At 63.9% G+C, this 17375-nt stretch carries 13 protein-coding genes; 5 read left to right on the forward strand and 8 right to left on the reverse strand.

Annotation, left to right across the window (positions count from 1 at the left end; all coding sequences use genetic code 11):
* The 3 genes from JOZ06_RS04255 to JOZ06_RS04265 all read right to left on the reverse strand — a co-directional run.
* Positions 1-327 (reverse strand): response regulator (locus tag JOZ06_RS04255; protein ID WP_293229050.1); only part of this gene is annotated, 327 nt, incomplete at its 3' end.
* Positions 324-4388 carry a PAS domain S-box protein gene (locus JOZ06_RS04260; protein ID WP_293229052.1) on the reverse strand — a complete coding sequence of 1355 codons (4065 nt, stop codon included), beginning with the start codon at positions 4386-4388 and terminating at the stop codon, positions 324-326. The genes JOZ06_RS04260 and JOZ06_RS04255, both read right to left, overlap by 4 nt.
* Before the next feature lie 115 nt (positions 4389-4503).
* Entirely contained in the window at positions 4504-6138 is a 1635-nt protein-coding gene (locus tag JOZ06_RS04265) for a PAS domain-containing methyl-accepting chemotaxis protein (RefSeq protein ID WP_293229054.1), read from the reverse strand.
* Positions 6139-6459: 321 nt separating this feature from the next.
* On the opposite strand from JOZ06_RS04265, the gene JOZ06_RS04270 reads away from it, so the two are divergent.
* Positions 6460-9702 carry a PAS domain S-box protein gene (locus tag JOZ06_RS04270; protein WP_293229056.1) on the forward strand — a complete coding sequence of 1081 codons (3243 nt, stop codon included), beginning with the start codon at positions 6460-6462 and terminating at the stop codon, positions 9700-9702.
* Here JOZ06_RS04270 and JOZ06_RS04275 read toward each other — a convergent pair.
* From JOZ06_RS04275 to JOZ06_RS04290, 4 genes are all read right to left on the reverse strand, one after another.
* Positions 9692-10261 (reverse strand): undecaprenyl-diphosphatase, encoded by a 570-nt coding sequence (locus JOZ06_RS04275; protein ID WP_293229058.1) that lies wholly within the window; start codon positions 10259-10261, stop codon positions 9692-9694. The two genes, JOZ06_RS04270 and JOZ06_RS04275, sit on opposite strands and share 11 nt — an antisense overlap.
* 105 nt (positions 10262-10366) lie before the next feature.
* Positions 10367-11251: a 4-hydroxy-tetrahydrodipicolinate synthase gene (dapA, locus tag JOZ06_RS04280; RefSeq protein WP_293229060.1), complete on the reverse strand. Its 885-nt coding sequence runs from the start codon at positions 11249-11251 to the stop codon at positions 10367-10369.
* Between the two features lie 305 nt (positions 11252-11556).
* A complete protein-coding gene (locus JOZ06_RS04285) occupies positions 11557-12381 on the reverse strand; it encodes a carbon-nitrogen hydrolase family protein (RefSeq protein ID WP_293229062.1) in 825 nt (274 codons plus the stop codon).
* Positions 12382-12392: 11 nt separating this feature from the next.
* Positions 12393-13121 (reverse strand): UTRA domain-containing protein, encoded by a 729-nt coding sequence (locus tag JOZ06_RS04290; protein WP_293229064.1) that lies wholly within the window; start codon positions 13119-13121, stop codon positions 12393-12395.
* A 217-nt stretch (positions 13122-13338) separates the two neighbouring features.
* On the opposite strand from JOZ06_RS04290, the gene JOZ06_RS04295 reads away from it, so the two are divergent.
* A complete protein-coding gene (locus JOZ06_RS04295) occupies positions 13339-14145 on the forward strand; it encodes an alkaline phosphatase family protein (protein WP_293229066.1) in 807 nt (268 codons plus the stop codon).
* Positions 14145-14798, forward strand: a complete 654-nt coding sequence (locus tag JOZ06_RS04300) for an HAD family hydrolase (RefSeq protein WP_293229068.1) — start codon at positions 14145-14147, stop codon at positions 14796-14798. The genes JOZ06_RS04295 and JOZ06_RS04300 overlap by 1 nt, the downstream gene beginning before the upstream one ends.
* Position 14799: 1 nt before the next feature.
* On the opposite strand, the gene JOZ06_RS04305 is transcribed toward JOZ06_RS04300, so the two are convergent.
* A complete protein-coding gene (locus tag JOZ06_RS04305) occupies positions 14800-15702 on the reverse strand; it encodes an EamA family transporter (protein WP_293229070.1) in 903 nt (300 codons plus the stop codon).
* A gap of 120 nt (positions 15703-15822) precedes the next feature.
* Between JOZ06_RS04305 and JOZ06_RS04310 the strand changes: the two genes are divergently transcribed.
* Both JOZ06_RS04310 and JOZ06_RS04315 read left to right on the forward strand, forming a co-directional pair.
* A complete protein-coding gene (locus JOZ06_RS04310; RefSeq protein WP_293229071.1) occupies positions 15823-16719 on the forward strand; it encodes an AraC family transcriptional regulator in 897 nt (298 codons plus the stop codon).
* 81 nt (positions 16720-16800) lie between these two features.
* Entirely contained in the window at positions 16801-17310 is a 510-nt protein-coding gene (locus tag JOZ06_RS04315) for a hypothetical protein (protein ID WP_293229073.1), read from the forward strand.
* Positions 17311-17375 lie beyond the last annotated feature (65 nt).

The following is a 17375-nucleotide window of genomic DNA, read 5'->3' on the forward strand; positions in this document are numbered from 1 at the left end:
CGCGCCGAGCGCAAGTCCGCGCTCTTCGTCGGTCGAGCCGTCCAGCGCGGACAAAAAGATGACCGGCACGTCGGCAAGTTGCGGATGCTGTTGGATCGCCTCAAGCACGGCGTAGCCGTCCATCCCCGGCATCACCACGTCGAGCAGGATCAGATCCGGCAACGGCGGCCCCTTCAACAACGCCAGCGCCCGTTCGCCGGAATTGGCCACGCGCACCCGATAATGCGGCGTCAACAACTCGCCCAAAAGGCTCAGGTTGTCCGGCTGATCGTCGACCACCAGCAACAGGGGCAACGACGCGGAGTCGGCGGGGGGAAGGGCATTCATGAGGTTTCTCGCATCGAGGGCGCGCTGGCCAACAACGCTTCGGCGGCAACCAGCGCACGGGAAAAATCATAGTCCTGCATGGCCCGATCCAATTCCGCGACGGCCTCTTGGCCAAAGCTGGCCTGCAGCAACGGCTTGTGCCGTTCGTAAAACGGACCGGCTTGATAGTCGGCCTGCCGCAGCCACTCCGCCATACTCCGCAACGCGGCGGCGGCCTGGGGCACATCGGACGGCGGCAACGCCGCGGGCGGTGCCGCTAGCGCTTCAAAGGCGGAAAACAAACGCGCCAGCTCCTCCCGGACCCGTGCCAGGGCCGTCGGCACCCCCTCGCCAGCGTTCAGGGCCGCCTCCAACGCAGCGGCATGGGCTTGCAGTTCGGTGAGCCGCAGATTGCCGGCCGAGCCTTTGAGCGAGTGCGTCCAGTAAATATCCGGCGCCTCGGGCACTTCCCGATAATGCGCCCGCAACAAACCGAGCATGCGCCAGTAGAAGGCGACGTTCCCGCCCAAGGCGGTCAAGCCCGCGTCGGCATCCATGCCGGGGATCGCTTGCAGGCCTTGGCGCAACGCATTCAGATCCAGACCGGACGGCGCCACGTACATCGGTTTCGCCGGTTTCTCCGGCGCGGCGGCGCGACTTTCGGGCAGCCAGCGCAACAGCGCGGCGAACAAGATTTCCGGCTCGACCGGTTTGGGAACAAAATCGTTCATCCCGGCCGCGCTGCACTGTTCACGATCCTCGCTGAACACGTTGGCCGTCATCGCCAGGATTGGGGTCTGCTGCCGCGTCGGCATCGCGCGGATCTGCCGCGTGGCGGCAATGCCGTCCATGCCGGGCATCTGCACGTCCATCAGAATCAAGGCGTAATCGGTTTGCGCCGCCATGTCGACCGCCTGCTGGCCGTCTTCGGCAACGTCCACCTCCAGTTGGGTATGGCGCAGCATCGCCTGGGTGACCTGGAGATTGATTTCGTCGTCCTCGACCAGCAGCACCCGGCTGCCGGCATAGGCGTCGGCCAGTTGCCGCTCGGCCTCCTCCCACGACACCCCGTCCGGCGATGGCGTCGCCGGCAAATGTCCCAGGCGCAAACGCGCGGTGAACCAGAAGGTGCTGCCCGCGCCCTCGCGCGATTCGACGCCGGCCTCGCCGCCCATGATCTGCGCCAGATGGCGGGTAATCGCCAGGCCAAGCCCCGTGCCGCCATAGCGGCGCGTCATCGTGGTATCGCCTTGCTCAAACGCCTGAAACAGGTGCGCCACACGCTCGGCGGAAATCCCCACGCCGGTGTCGCGCACCTCGAAACGCACCATGAGCGCCGCCCCCTCTCGTTCGACGACGCGGCAACCCAAGTGGATTTCGCCGCGGAAAGTGAACTTAACCGCATTGGCGGCATAGTTGAGCAATGCCTGGCGCAAGCGGGTCGGGTCGCCGCGCAGAGCGTGCGGCACGTCGTTGTAATCGATGAAGACCTTGAGGCCTTTGGCCTGGGCCGCCTGACCGATCAACGAACCGACATGGTCGAGCACCGCGCTGAGCGCGAAGTCGCAAAACTCGAGCTCCAGCTTGCCCGCCTCGATTTTGGACAGATCCAGAATGTCGTTGATGATCGACAGCAGGTGCCGGCCCGCCGTATTGATCTTCTCCACCTGGTCCAGCTGCTCCGCCGTCAGCGCGCCGCGTCGCAATAGCTGGGCGAAACCGATGATGGCGTTCATCGGCGTGCGGATCTCGTGGCTCATGTTGGCGAGAAACGCGCTCTTGGCCACATTGGCGGCCTCGGCGGCCGCCTTGGCGACCGTCAACTCCTCGGTGCGTTGCGCGACCAGTTCCTCGAGATGGTGACGATACCGGTCGAGCTCCTGGCCCAGCCGCTTCTTCTCGGTAATGTCCTCCTGCACCGAAACGTAGTGGCTGATCTCGCCGTCGCTCTGCCGGATCGGCGTGATGATGGCGAAGTCGATGTATTCGCTGCCGTCCTTGCGCCGGTTGTAAAACTCGCCGCGCCAGCTTTTGCCGTGCGCCAGCGCCTGGTGCAGCTTGTCGTAAGTGGCGCGCGGCGTGCTGCCGGACTGCAACAAACAGGCGGAGCGGCCGATCACCTCGTCGCGCCGGTAGCCGGTGGTATGCACGAAGGCATCGTTGACGAACTCGATCCGTTCCTGCAGATCGGTGATGATGATGCTTTCCGGGCTTTGCTCCACCGCCAGCGACAATTTGTGCAGCGTTTCCTCCGCCTGGCGCTGCAGCGTGATGTCGTTGGCCTGGATCACCACGGCGGTGCGGCCGGCATACTGGATGGCGTGCGCGGAGATCTCCACCAGGATCTGATGGCCATCCTGGCACACGTGGCGCCAAATGCCCTCTTCCGACGCGCCGGCCAGCACATCGGGCAAGCGTGTCACCAAGCGCGCGCGGTCTTCCACCGGACGGATGTCGTTGACGGTCATCGTCAAAAACGTCTCGCGGCTATAGCCGTAATGCCGGATGGCCGCGTCGTTGACGGCTAGAAATGCCAGTGTTTGCGGGTCGAAGATCCACATCGGCTGCGGATTGGCCTCGAACAGGTCGCGATAGCGCGCCTCGTGCTGCAGCCGCTCCAGTTCCACCTGCTTGCGTTCGGTGATATCCCGGCCGACCCCCAGGACGCCGATGAGCTGATGCGCCTCGTCGTACATCGGCACTTTGATGGTTTCCACCGTGACGCGATGCCCGTCACTGGCGTTCAGCGAGGCGGCCTCGTGCTTGAGCGCGGTCTCGCTTTCAATGACGCGCCGGTCCGTCGCCATGAAGATGTCGGCGCGGCTGCGGTCGACCAGATCGTAGTCGGTCTTGCCGACGATATCGCCCTCCCCCACACCGAAGAATTCGGCGAAGCGACGGTTGCAGGAGAGATAGACGCCCTGTGCGTCCTTCAGCCAAATCAGATCCGGCGAGGTATCCACCAAGGTGCGCAGCAACTGCCGCTCGCTGCGCAGCGCCTGCTCGACGCGTTTGCCCGCGCTGATGTCCTCGGAGAAGATCACGATGCCGCCGACCGTGCCGTCCAGCGCATGCCAAGGCCGCACTTCCCAGCGCAGCCACTGCATCGAACCATCGGCGCGCGCGAACGCATCCTCGTCTTTGCGGACCACTTCGCCGGCCAGCGCGCGGGCATGCACGCCGTGCCACTCGGCCGGCATCCCCGGCAACAGGTCGTAATGGCAAGCCCCCAGCACCGTCTTGCCGGCCAAGCCGTAATCGTCCAGCCAACGGCGGCTGGCGGCGAGATAGCGCATGTCGCGGTCGAACATCGCCAGCGCGGCCGGCGCGTGCTCGATAAACAGATTCAGCCGCTGCTGACTGTCGTGCAATGCCTGTTCGGCCCGCCGTCGCTCGGTCATATCGCGGCAGGCCCCGTAGACAAAACCGTCGGGCAGCAAGATCGCGTTGATGTCCACCGGCACCGGCGAACCGTCCTGCCGGCGCAGATGGAGCTCGCCGCGCGCATGGCCGGTCTGCCGCACCGTGGCGAACAAGGCCAGCAGTTCCGCCTCGTCTTGCGGCATGATCAAATCGGCCGCCGCGAAGGCCTTGAGCGCGCGCGCGTCGTAGCCCAACAGTTGCAATGCCTGCTGATTGGCTTCGCTGCAATGCCCGTCCGGCGCGATCACCAGCACGGCGTCGGCAGCATAGTCCAGCATGCGGCGCATGCGCACGTTGCCGCGGCGTTCGGCGCTGTCATCCAAATGGGCGCGCACGCGCGCGAACACAATGCTGTAGAGTACGCCGGCGACAATGAACACCATCGTGCGCAACAGGGTATTCAGTGTGGCGGGCCAGGTCGCGTAGGCCGCCGAAGAGGTAAAGAACACCAGCCCGAGCAAGGTCGAGACGGCGGTGGCCGCCAACCCGCCGACAAGATCGGTCAGGCTCGCGGCAAAGAAAACGGCGGGATAGAAGCACAGCCATAGCAGTGGGCGCACATGCGGCCATAGCCACCATTGCAACAGGCTGGCCAGCATGGGAAACAACAAGGCAATACCCAGAAACCGCGATCGATCGCTCAGCCCGCGTTGCCTCATCGTGCCCCTCTCTGGTCTAGCGCCCGACACCGGCTGGCGTCGCGGCGGATCACGCTATGAGTCTAGCGCATCGGCCGCGACAATGCGCGGCCTCCGCCAGGGTGGGACGTGCCTCTCAGACGCGGTATTGCGTCATCGCTTTGCGCATTTTGTCGATGCTGGCACGCAGCTCTCCGGTAATCGTCTCGGTTTTGTGCGCCACCGCCAGGCTCTCGTCGGTCAAATGCGCAACCTGCTCGACGCCCTGCGCCATGATTTGCATGGCGCTGCTTTGCTCCTTGGACGAATACGAGATGTGCGTCACCATCTCCAGCGTGCGCCGCATCTCCTGGTTGATGCGCTGCAGCGCCTGCTCGGCGTCGTGCACCAGCTCGACGCTGACGCCGACCTGCTCGGCGCTCGCGCGCATGCTGCCGACCGCCGAGCTGGTGTCCTGCTGAATGTGTCCGATCATCTGATCGATTTCCTGCGTCGCGCGCGTGGTGCGCTCGGCCAGTTTTCTCACCTCGTCGGCCACCACGGCGAAGCCGCGGCCGGTCTCGCCGGCCCGCGCCGCCTCGATTGCCGCGTTCAGTGCCAACAGGTTGGTCTGGTCGGCGATTTCCTTGATCACGCCCGCCACCTTGCCGACCTCCTCGGTACGCGTCCCCAATTGCTCGACCGTTACCGCCGATTGCGCCACCGTCTCGGCCAGCGCTTGGATGGTGACTGTCGCCTTACCGGACAGGCGCGCCCCTTCCTCCGCCTGAGAACGGGTTTCTTCGGCGGCCGTATGCGTCGCCGCGGCATGCTGCGCCACTTCGTTGATCGACACCGAAACCTCCTCCACGCCCGCCGCCGCCGATGCCGACGACTCATGTTGCTCTTCGGCGGCCGCCCCTAGGCGGGTGACCGTGCCTTGCAGGCTGCCGCTCGATTCGCCGACTTCGCGCGAGGCGTCGACAATGACCTGCAAAGTGGCGCGCACCGCGGACAGCAACGTGTCGAGGCGGCCGCCAATGGCGCCGATCACGTCTTCTTTCTGCGGCACCAGCTCACCGGTCAGATCGCCGGTGGTCAAGGTTTGCTCAAGATAGTCGCGGATGCGCTGCAACCGGCCCAGCGCGCGCGGCAGGTAAAACATCCCCATATAGACGGTCGTCAGCAGCAACAGCAGCGATAGCGCATGCGATACCGCAGCCAGCGGGAAAAATCCGAACACGTTGGCCGCGACGTTGAACAACACCGTCAAAAAAGTGAAGAGGACATAGCCATACAGCCGGGCCTCGTGCGAACTCAGTTTTTCCATCAGAGACGTTCGATTGCGCACCACCCGGCCATCCTGAATGCGCAGCGACTTGTCGCCTTGGTTGATGCGCCGATAAGCGGCGTCCGCGGCAGCGATCTGCTCGCGCGTCGGACTCGTGCGCACCGATTGATAGCCGACGATGCGGCCGTCCTCGCGCACCGGCGACGCATTGGCGACCACCCAGTAATAGTCGCCGTTCTTGCGGCGATTCTTCACCATGCCTTTCCAGGGACGGCCGGCCTTGAGGCTCTGCCACAAATCCGCGAACGCGGCGGGGGGCATCTCCGGATGACGGATCATGTTATGCGGCTGGCCGACCATCTCTTCGGGCTCATAACCGCTGATCTCGGCAAAGGCCGGATTGACCTCGGTGATCACGCCCTTGGTGTTGGTGCGCGAATAGATGAACACGCCCTGCGGGATGACGTATTCGTGATTGGTAACAGGTTGATTGTTGCGCAAAATAGTCCCCCAGACTTTTGTTAGAGACCCTCTTCAGAGGATCCTTCGTTGTATGGCACACCATGACTGTGTGCCTCATTTCTATATACAGAAGACAGTATCGATAGCAAGAATCATTCTAACTATCAAGAAGAGTAAAGTCTGCTTGCGCCCCCCTCCGGTTCGGGTACACTAACCCATGACAAGATCATTAAATATCGCTTGCGATCGGAGGACGAAAATCCTGTGATGTGGCTGCCCGCTATTGGCAACGATCTCCTGCGCCGCCTTCTGACCGTATTTTCGGCACGCCGTCGCGGCGAGGGTGCCGAAAATGCTCGCATGACGCTGTCACAACTAATCGATTCCACCGGCGACTCTGTAATTGCCACGCGCGACGGCGCCATCATCACACATTGGAATCGCGGCGCGGAAAAGCTGTTCGGCTACAGCGCCGAGGAGATGCTCGGCCAGTCCGGAGAATGCCTGGTTCCCGCATGGCTGCTCGCACAAGAACAATCGGTGCTCGACAGCGTGCGGCGTGGAGAGCATGTGCCGGCTTACGAAACGCAGCGCCTGCACCGGGATGGGCGCCTGCTGGACATCTCCACCACCGTCTCGGCCATTCTCGATGCTGAAGGACGGCAAATTGGCATTTCACGCATTTCACGCGATATCACGCGGCGAAAACACGCCGAACAGGAAAAAAGCGAAGCGGAAGCGAAATTCCGCGCCCTGGTCGAACAGGCAGTCACCGGCGTGTATATCGTCCAGGATGGACAAGTGATTTACGCCAACCAGGCCTTTGCCGACATTTTCGGTTATGACACGCCCGCGGAGATCCTGGCCCAACCTTCGATCCAGCTGATCGCGCCGCAGGACCGCGTGCGCGTCGTGCGTAACGTGCTGCGGCCGCTGCGCGGCGGCGCCGACTCGCTGCGCTATCACTTCAACGCCGTGCGGCGAGACCGGTCGCCTTTCGTGACCGAAGTGCACGGCAGGCGCTGCCTGCACAACAATCGCCCGGCCATCATCGGCTCTCTGATCGACATCACCGAATCGCAGCGCCACCACGCCGAGCTGGCGCAACTCGTGGCCGAAAAAACCGCCCTCTTGCGCCAGCGCGAGCAGGAGCTGCACACCATTCTCGACAATATGCCGGCGCTGATCAGCTATTACGACACCGATCTACGCCACCGTTTCGGCAACCAAGGCTATTGCGACTGGCATGGCATCGATCCGGCACGGCTCGCGGGCCTGCCGCTGGCGGATCTGCTGCCTGCCGGGCATTTCGCCCGGATCTTGCCGCAGCTGCGCCTGGCGCTGGCAGGCCAAACGCAACGCGCCGAGTACCAAGTCGATCGCCCTGGCAGCGGCGAGCCCTGGCAGGCACAAATCCATTTGATCCCAGACTGGGAAAATGGCCAGGTATGCGGCTTGTTCGCCCTGGTGCTGGACATCTCGCCGATCCGCAAGGCCGAAGCGGCGCTGCGCGAATCGGAAAGCCGCTTCCGCCAGCTGTTCGAATCGGCGCCGGTGGGGATGGCCCTCTACCACAGCGATGGTCAATGCATCATGGCCAACCAGGCGCTGGCCGACCTGGCCGGCGCGACGCGGGAGCAATTGCTGGCGCAAAACTTCCGCACGCTCGCCGTGTGGCGCGACTCCGGATTATTGACCGTGGCGCAGCGCGCGCTGGACGACGGCCAACCGCAACGCTATGAGCTGCAAATGGTGTCGACGTTCGGCAAGTCGATGGAAGTGGACTGCGAGTTCACGCTGCCGGTGGTCCAGGGCATACGCTATCTGATGCTGCTGGCCAAGGACATCACGCCCTACCGTCAGGCCGCGCGGCTGATGAAGCAGGCCATGGACGCCGATCTGGAGAAATCCCGCCTCGACCACCAGTACCGCCAGGTGGTGGAAAACATGGTCGACGGCTTCTTCGCCTTCGATCGCCGTGGCCGCTTGCTGGAAATCAACGACGTCTTCGCCAACATGAGCGGCTATGCGCGCGCGGCGCTGCTGACGATGTCGGTGGCCGATCTGGAGCACGACGCGGGCAAGGCCGATATCGCCGCCCGCATTCATCGTATCGTCCGCAACGGCAGCGAGCGCTTCGAGTGCCGGATGCGCCGGCCGGACGGCTCGTACTGGCCGGCGGAAGTGTCGGCCAATGCCGCCGCCGACAAAATCTACGCCTTTGTCCGCGACATTACCGAACGCAAGCGCAGCGAGGACGAAATCCGGCGTCTGGCTTTTTACGATTCGCTCACCCGCCTGCCCAACCGTCAATTGCTGCTCGACCGGCTTCAGCAGGCGCTGACCACCAGTCAGCGCACTCGCCAGCACGGCGCGCTGCTGTTCATCGATCTGGACAATTTCAAGCAGCTCAACGACACGCTGGGGCACGACATGGGCGACAAGCTCTTGTTGATGGTGGCCAAACGGCTCAAGGCCTGTGTGCGGGGAAAAGACACCGTGGCTCGGCTTGGCGGCGACGAATTCGTTATTTTGCTCGAGGGGCTGGATGAACGGCGCGAGCTGGCCGCCACGCAGATCCGCACCGTGGCGGGCACGGTCATGGAAGCGCTCAATCATCCCTACCCGCTGGGGCCGAGCGATTACCACAATACGCCCAGCATCGGCATCGCCATGTTCAACGCCCAGGAAAAAACCACGGTCGAGGAGCAGCTCAAGCACGCCGATCTGGCGATGTACCAAGCCAAGGCGGCAGGCCGCAACACCTTGTGTTTCTTCGATCCTCAGACCCAGGCCGAACTGGAAACCCGCAGCACGCTGGAGAACGAGCTACGCAACGCCTTGCGCCGTGACCACCTGGTGCTGTACTACCAGCCGCAAATCGACCGAGACGGACGCCTGATCGGCGCTGAGGCGTTGGTGCGCTGGCTGCACCCGGAACGCGGCCTGATCCTCCCGGCGCAATTTATCGGCCTCGCGGAAGAGAGCGGACTCGTGCATCAACTCGGCCTGCGCGTGTTGGAGATCGCCTGTGGCCAGTTGGCGCTGTGGCGCGACAACCCGCTGATGCGCCACATCACGTTGGCGGTAAACGTCAGCGCCCGGCAGTTCCGTCACTGTGAATTCGTGCCGCAGATCCGCGAATTGCTGACGCGCTACGCGATCGACCCGGCGCGGCTAAAGTTGGAATTGACCGAAAGCCTGCTGCTGCATGATATGGAAGAGTCCGCCGCGAAGATGTCGACGCTGCGGGCCATGGGCGTGAAGTTCAGTCTGGACGATTTCGGCACCGGCTATTCGTCGCTGTCGTACCTGAAGACGCTACCGCTCGAGCAAGTCAAAATCGACCGTTCCTTCGTGCGCGACATCCTCTCCGATCCCAACGACGCGGCCATCGTGCGCGCCATCATCAACATGGGGCACAGTCTCGGGCTGAAGGTGGTCGCCGAAGGCGTGGAAACCGAGGCGCAATGGCATTTCCTGCTCAACGAAGGCTGCGACATCGGTCAAGGCTATCTGTTCAGCCAGCCGGTATCGGGCGGGGAGTTCGAGCGCCATCGAACCCAACCCGCATCCGCGCTGAACGCGTTGATCAATGACTGAACAGACGGCCCCAGATCGCCAGTAATCCGCCGTGCGCCCGGTCCACCACGGAACCGCCGAAACGATGGCAAGCCATCGCGGTCGCGCAGGCCACCATCACCGCGCCGAGCATATCGAGCGGGAAATGCACGCCCAAATAAATCCGTCCCCAGGCGGTGGCGAGCGCCATGGCGGCCCAGACGGCCGCGGTACGGCGCCAGCCTTGCAACCACAGGCTCGCGGCCGTGACCGACATCAGCGTCATGTGGTCGCTGGGAAAAGACGGGTCCGGCGTATGGGCGATCAGCGTGCGCCCCAGTCCGATCATGAACGGACGCGGGTGCGGCCACACCATGCCGATGAGCTGGTTGACTACCAGCGCTGCGAGCGCCGCGAACAGGATTTCCAGCATGGCCCGGCGCGTGGCCGCCCGGCCGCGCAGCCAACCGAACGTCAGCATCAGGGGCAACCCCCAGATCAGCATTTCGCCGCACAACAACCCCAGGGCGACGGAGATGAGACCGGCATCCGGCGCCGCGTTGATCGATAAGAATAGCGCGCGGTTCAGTGATTCAATCATAGTGGAACTAGCCATTGCCGCCGTCACGGCGGCAAAAAAGGGTGAATTCTACCCCCGCTCCCGGGGGACCGCCACGAAGTATGGCCGTCCCACCTTAAGCCGAACTTAGTCCGCCAGACCGCGCGCGCGCTGATCCAAGGCCGGCAGCGCCTGGCCAAGCCGCATCTCCAGCCCCTGCGACACCACGCACATCGGCGCGCGCAGCGCATTGTGGATTCGCCCTTGCAAGGCCAACGCCGCCTTGACCGGGCCGGGATTGGCCTCGGCGAACATCAGCCGCATCATCGGCGCGAGCGCGTGGAAGATCGCCCGCGCGCGCGGCAGATCGCAGGCATCGACTGCCGCGGCGAGCGCCACGAACAGATCCGGCCGGATATGCGCCGAAGCCGCGATGGCGCCGACGCCCCCCATGCACAGGGTATTGAGGATGTTCATGTCCTCGCCTGCCAGCACCTGCAACCGGCCATCGGCGATCAGCGCCTGGGTGGTGTCGACCGATCCGGCGCAATCCTTGATGGCGGCAATATTGTCGTGGCCGGCCAGCATCAACAACGTCTCCAGCTCCAGCCGCACCCCGGTGCGGTACGGAATGTCGTACAACACCAGCGGCGCCGTGCTTTCCTCGGCCAAGCCGGTGAAGTAATCGACCAACCCTTGTTGTGATGGGCGGATGTAATACGGCGCGGGCGTCAACAAGCCGGCGATCGGACGCTGGCAAAAAGCGGCCAGCCGCGCGCGCAGGTGCCCAAGATGGTTGCCGGCCAAGCCGACGATCACCGGCAGGTCCCCCGCCGCGGCAAGCACGCAGTCGACCACGGCCAATTGCTCGTCGTCTTCCAGCGCCGCGGCTTCGCCGGTGGTGCCCAATGCCACGAGACCGGCGACTTTCGCTTGACGGTAGTGCTCGACGAGCGCGCGCAAGGCGACATGATCGACCTGGCCGTCACGGAACGGCGTAACCAGCGGAACCCAAATACCGGAAAAATCCATTTTGACACCCTCTCAGTGCGAGACCGTATTCAACGTCCGTCCACGAGGAGCAATCGAAAACCAAGGCGGGGGTGGTGAGACCGGGGCCTGTTCCGTCGCTCATCTGACGGAACAGCACGCTCCGGTCAGATGAGCAGCTGTTTTTTAGCTTTGGCGAACCCGCACGCAAACGCCGCGCCCGGTTGGGCGAGGGAATCGGCGAAATGAGTGCGTGCGGTATCCATGACTTGCAATGTAAATGGCTTTATGACGTTTGGCAATAGTGTTGTCGGACAAAAGCGCAAAAACGGGCACGGGCCCGTCTTTCAATCCGACTGGCCATCAATGGCAAACCAGCGCCGGCCGCCCTCCGCTTGATGCACGCTGCCAGCCAAGCCGATCCGTCGCTCTGAGCGATAGTCGTACGCGGCGCGCGCCCGTGCGAGCACGCTCAGGTCGAGTTCGACCACCCGCTGCTCCGGCCTAGCGCCGCACTCGGCGACGATCTCGCCGAACGGGTCGACCACGACGCTCTCGCCGGGGAACTGATGGCCGTCGCCCCCGCCGCAGCGGTTGACCAGCACGGCGTACATCTGATTCTCCATGGCGCGCGCGACGATGGCGCGCCGGTGCACCGGGCCGTACGGGTCCATGTTGCCATCGGTGACCAGCAGCACCTCGGCGCCGAGCGTGGCCAGCGCCCGCGCCGACTCGGGAAACTCGATGTCGTAGCAGATCAGCGCACCGACTTGCAGACCGCGCCATTCACAACACTCGATGCGGTCGCCGGCGGAAAACACACCTTGGTCCGACGCCCACAGATGCGCCTTGCGGTAGCTCAGTGCAAGACCCTCGGGCGTCAACAGCACCGTGGTATTGAAAAAGCGGCCATCGCGCGCCTCCGCCAAACCGATGGCGATCGATAACCGCTTATCGCGCGCGGCGGCGGCAAGCCGCGACACGGCGGCGCCGTCGAGCGGCTCGGCGATGCTCGCCACGTTTTGTGGCGTGGGGAAACCGCTCAGGAAGGTTTCCGGGAAAACAATCAGATCGCTATCCGGACGGGCGCGGTCGATCGCGGCGAGCGCCACGGCCAGGTTGGCCTCCGGATGCCCATCCTCGCAGGGAAGCTGAGCCAATTCGATACGCATGCCATCTCCGTTCAGTCGCCAGCGGCGGTCTGGCTATCGACGGTGATCAAGATGGCGTCGTGGCGCCAATACTCGTGATCGCAGTCGATGATCTGGCCGTGCTGGTCATAATTAATGCGAAATACCAGCAATATCGGACTACCTTCGGCCAGGGTCAAGGCCTGCGCCACATCGCCGCGCGCCGCGCTGGGGTAGATGTCGAAGCGGGAACGGCCATAGTGGATGTCGTATTCGCGCTCATAGATCAGCGTCAGCGACTGCGACAGATCCTTGTCCAGGATGCCGGGAAAGAACTCGGGTTTCAGATGGTGCTCGACATACAGCACCACGCGGCCGTCGATACTGCGGGTGCGTTGTATCCGGTAAAGTTGCGCCATCGCGCCCAGATTCAACTCCTGGCTCAGCGCCGGCGTGGCAAGCACGGTCGCGGCCGACAACACGCGGGTCTCCACCTGCCGCTGCTGGCGCGTCACCATCTCATGAAAATGCGAGCGGTATTGCGGGTTGTAAATCAACCGCGGCGGCGACACGAACCAGCCACGCCGGTCTTCGCGATAGATGCGGCCTTCGGCTTCCAGCGCCAGCAACGCGTCTTTGATGGTGATGCGCGTGGTGGAAAACAGATCGGACAACTCGCGTTCGGAAGGCAGCTTGGCGCCCAGCGGCAGCAAGCCGCTATCAATCTGCGTGGCCAGGGTCGCCCGTATCTGGGCGGCTTGGGAGCGAGGCAGGTCAGACATATTGGACTAGTCCACAATGTTTCTCGAACAGCTCGGCGGGGAGCGCTAAATTTTGCCACTCTACTCGCCCGATATTGCAAAAAAATGATAGCGCGTCTTTTCTCTGCCCGTCGCCGAACCCGCCGCGCCAAAGTCATATACTTGTCATTTTATCTGAATATGATCGGCTCGGATCGGCTGACCTAGTCCAACATCAAATAATGACGCAGGAATATTCATGCAAAGAAAAGTGATTTTGGTATTGATCGACGGCCTCGCCTGGCAAGTGGCGCGCGACAGCCTCGGCTATCTGCTGGGGCTCGCCGAAGCCGGTCGCGCCAGTGCCTACTCGCTCTGCGCCGCGTTGCCATCGCTGTCGCGCCCGCTGTACGAGTGCATCCTCACCGGCGCGGCGCCGGTCGACAGCGGTATCGTGCACAACGGCGTACGCCGTCTTTCCAACCAGTCGAGCCTCTTCCACTTGGCTCGCGCCGGCGGGCGCCGCACTGCCGCCGCGGCTTATCACTGGATCAGCGAACTGTACAACCGCTCGCCCTACGTTGCGCGCCGCGACCGCCACACCAACGATGACTCGTTGCCGATTCAGCACGGCATGTTCTACCACTGCGACGACTATCCGGATGAACATCTGTTATTGGATGCGGATACCTTGCTCCGCCTGCACGCGCCGGATTTCCTGCTGGTGCATCCGATGAATGTCGATGATGCCGGCCATCGCCACGGGCTCGACTCGGCGGCCTACCGCAACGCGGCACGACGCTTCGACGCCCTGTTGTCCGACTATCTGTCCGACTGGCTGGCCGCTGGCTATCAGATCCTCGTCACCAGCGATCACGGCATGAATGCCGACGGCACGCACGGCGGTAGTCTGCCGGAAGAGCGCGAAGTGCCGCTATTCGTGCTCGGCGACGGATTCAGCCATCACCCCAGCCTCACCATCGACCAGACCATGCTGTGCGGCAGCATGGCGACGCTGATGGGGCTCGCCCACGACAAACCTTATTGCCCGGAGCTGCTCGCCTGATGCCACTCGCGATTTTCGACCTCGACGACACCCTGATCGACGGCGACAGTTCGTCGCTGTTTCTGCGCTATCAAGTGGAACACCAGCTCGCCGGCGCCGACATGCTGGCGCGCGAGGCCGCCATGATGGCCGACTACCGCGCCGGCAGGCTGGCCATGGACGACTACATGGCCTTCACCTTGCAACCGCTGGGTCAATGCACCACCGAACAGGTGGCGCACTGGGCCGACGATTATCTGCGTACTTGGATACTGCCGAGAGTGTTTCCCCAGGCGCACGCCGCACTGGCGCGCTACCGCGCGGAAGGCTGGCGCATCGTCGTGGTATCGGCCACCGGCGAGCATTTGGTGCGGCCGATCGCCGCCGCGCTCGGCGTCGACGACGTGCTGGCCATCCAATTGGAAACCCACGCCGGCCGCTACACCGGCCGCACCACCGGCACACTGACCTATCAGCACGGCAAGGTATTACGGCTGCAGGCGTGGCTGTCGAGCCAGCATGAAACGCTCGACGGCAGTCACGGCTACAGCGACTCGATCAACGACGTGCCGCTATTGGAGGCGGTGAGCCAGGCCCACGTCATCAACCCCGACGCGCTGCTTCTGGCCGTGGCCGACGAACGCCGGTGGCAAACGCTCGCCTGGCGGCATTGAATCAGCGCGCGGAAACCGGCGCCGCCTGCGGGCGCGGCGCCGGCTTCTTGAACACCAGCACGTTGCCGATCAGCACCAGCACGACGCCGGCCAGCGCCGCCGGCGTCCAACGGTAGCCTTCCCATAGCGCAGACACATTCAGCGCCACGAGCGGAAACAGCACCGTACAGTAGGCGGCGCGCTCCGCCCCCAGACGGCCGACCAGCATCAGATAGGCGGTAAATCCGATCACGGAGCCCGGCACCGCCAAATAGAGCAAAGCGCCCCAATAGCGCGGATCGCTCTCCACCCGCAGCGGCACCCCGGCCAGCAGACAGCCGGCCAACAGGACCAGCGTGCCGGTCAACATCGCCCAGGCGTTGGTCTGCAACGGCATATGGCCCAGCTTCTGCAGCCGGCTCGACAGCAAGTTGCCGAACGAAAAACACAGCGTGCCCAAAAACGCCAACCCCAGCCCCCAGAGGCTCAGCCAGGAAAACGACGCCCCGGCCAGTTGCTGCCACGATAGCGCCACCACGCCGCTCAAGCCGAAGGCGCCGCCGACCAGCACCTGCGGCGCAATGCGCTGTTTGAAGAACAACCGGGCATTACAGGCATTGAGCAGCGTGGCCATGGAGAACACCACCGCCACCAGGCCGCTCGGCACCCAGCGGGTGGCATTGTAAAAACAGAGGAAGTTACAGCAGAACAGGCACAGCCCCTGCGCCAGCACCAGCCGTGCTGCCTCGCCGCGCGGCGGCGCCAAGCGGCGCCGCCAAGCCAGAATGGCGAACAGCACGCATGCGGCCATGGCAAAGCGCAGCGCGATCGACAACGCAACAGGCGTCGCGCCCAACTCCCATTTAATGGCAATCCAGGTCGTGCCCCAGATCAGGACGGTCAATGCATACAAGATGGCGGTCATGGTTTCGCTCCCGGCTTTTGTTTCAGCATGCGCCGGCGGGACACGGCCATATTGCACAATCCTGCGCATTTCACGCGCCCAATCCACGCAAATGTCATTCGCCACGCTACACTGCTCAGTATGGAAACGCCGCTCTACCGCCCACAGCCGGCCAGCCCGGTCTACGAAGTCCTCAGCCACTCGCGCGCCGACCTGGAGCGCGAGGCGCAGCTGGGCGACGGCCTGCGCGCGGCGTTATGGCTGCGCGAAACCTTGGAAGACACCCTCTACGACCGGCCGGCGCATCACACGCTATCGCTGTATCTGGAGGACGGCTACGACGTTTTTCTGGATGGCCAGCCGCACCGGCGCGGCGGCCCTGGCAAGCTATGTCTGCTGCCGGCCGAGCACGAATCGTATTGGCGCATCAACGGCCGCATCCGCTTCGTGCATTTCTATTTCACCCAGGAACAGTTCGGCGCGCAGGCGGTACGCATGCTCGACGCCGAACCGCGCACCGTGGCGCTGCGACAGGACATCTATCTGGAAGACCGGCGCCTGGCGGCGCTGGCGCGGCAACTGGCCGCCGAATCTTGGCAAGACAGCGAAAGCCGGCTCAACGCCAACGCTCTCGGCCACGAAATGCTGGCCTACCTGCTGCTCAACTACAGCGACCGGCGCCGCGACCTGCGTCCGCGCGGCGGCCTCGCGCCGGCGCAACGGCGCCGCGTACTCGATTTGATCGATGCCCGCCTTGGGCAGGAATTGACCGTGGGTGAACTGGCGCGGGAATTGGCGTTGTCCGAATACCATTTCGCGCGCATGTTCCGCGAATCGGTCGGCGAGGCGCCGCACCGCTGGATCATGCGCCGTCGCCTGGCGCGCGCGCGCCGGCTGCTGGCGCACGGCGACCTGCCGCTCGACGTCGTCGCCAACCAGGCGGGGTTCAGTCACGCAAGCCACCTGACGCGCCATTTCCGTACCGCATTGGGCGCCACGCCCGGCACCTATCGCCTATGGGCGCAGGGCCGCCGCTGACCCCTCGCGCCGCGCTCGCTTGCCCGCTTTCCCGGGCCGTCTGTAAGCTCCATTTACTTCCTCGCCGATGAAAGACCCGCGATGACGACGATGGCTTTCGATACGCTGCAATTCGCCAACCGGCTCAAAGCCGCCGGCGTGCCCAGCGCACACGCCGAAGCCGAGGCCTGCGCCTTGGCCGAAGTCCTCGCGGGCCAAGGAGAGCGGCTCGCCACCAAACAAGACGTGGACGCGCTCGGACAACGCATTGACTTGCTGGAAACACAAATCGAAGAGCGGCTCGCCACCAAACAAGATGTGGACGCGCTCGGACACCGAATCGACTTGCTGGAAGCGCAAATCGAGCTGCGCGCCACCAAGGCGGACCTCGCCGCGCTAGAAGCAGAGATGGGACGTGTCGAAGAGCGGCTGGAAGCGGAGATGGGACGCATCGAGGAGCGGCTGGAAACCAAAATCGAAAAAAGCGCGTTGCGCCTTCATGGCGAAATCATGGCGCTTGGCCATCAGATGGGACTGATGCGCTGGATGATGGGTTTGATGGTGGCGGGGCTCACCTCGCTGATCGCCAAGGCGTTCCTGCCTGGACTGTAAACACCGGCCACGAACCACGCGGGCGGCCACACATGGCCGCTTTTCTTTTGCCCGGCTTGTGCACT

It is taken from the genome of Paludibacterium sp. (assembly GCF_019232825.1).
Taxonomy (GTDB): Bacteria; Pseudomonadota; Gammaproteobacteria; order Burkholderiales; family Chromobacteriaceae; genus Paludibacterium.

What these genes read in the sequence shown, in the direction of transcription:
- JOZ06_RS04260 (WP_293229052.1), bottom strand. Translation starts at nt 4,388, where the DNA reads ATGAGGCAACGCGGGCTGAGCGATCGATCGCGGTTTCTGGGTATTGCC.
- JOZ06_RS04305 (WP_293229070.1), bottom strand. Translation starts at nt 15,702, where the DNA reads ATGACCGCCATCTTGTATGCATTGACCGTCCTGATCTGGGGCACGACC.
- JOZ06_RS04300 (WP_293229068.1), top strand. Translation starts at nt 14,145, where the DNA reads ATGCCACTCGCGATTTTCGACCTCGACGACACCCTGATCGACGGCGAC.
- JOZ06_RS04295 (WP_293229066.1), top strand. Translation starts at nt 13,339, where the DNA reads ATGCAAAGAAAAGTGATTTTGGTATTGATCGACGGCCTCGCCTGGCAA.
- dapA (WP_293229060.1), bottom strand. Translation starts at nt 11,251, where the DNA reads ATGGATTTTTCCGGTATTTGGGTTCCGCTGGTTACGCCGTTCCGTGAC.
- JOZ06_RS04310 (WP_293229071.1), top strand. Translation starts at nt 15,823, where the DNA reads ATGGAAACGCCGCTCTACCGCCCACAGCCGGCCAGCCCGGTCTACGAA.
- JOZ06_RS04290 (WP_293229064.1), bottom strand. Translation starts at nt 13,121, where the DNA reads ATGTCTGACCTGCCTCGCTCCCAAGCCGCCCAGATACGGGCGACCCTG.
- JOZ06_RS04315 (WP_293229073.1), top strand. Translation starts at nt 16,801, where the DNA reads ATGACGACGATGGCTTTCGATACGCTGCAATTCGCCAACCGGCTCAAA.
- JOZ06_RS04275 (WP_293229058.1), bottom strand. Translation starts at nt 10,261, where the DNA reads ATGATTGAATCACTGAACCGCGCGCTATTCTTATCGATCAACGCGGCG.
- JOZ06_RS04285 (WP_293229062.1), bottom strand. Translation starts at nt 12,381, where the DNA reads ATGCGTATCGAATTGGCTCAGCTTCCCTGCGAGGATGGGCATCCGGAG.
- JOZ06_RS04270 (WP_293229056.1), top strand. Translation starts at nt 6,460, where the DNA reads ATGACGCTGTCACAACTAATCGATTCCACCGGCGACTCTGTAATTGCC.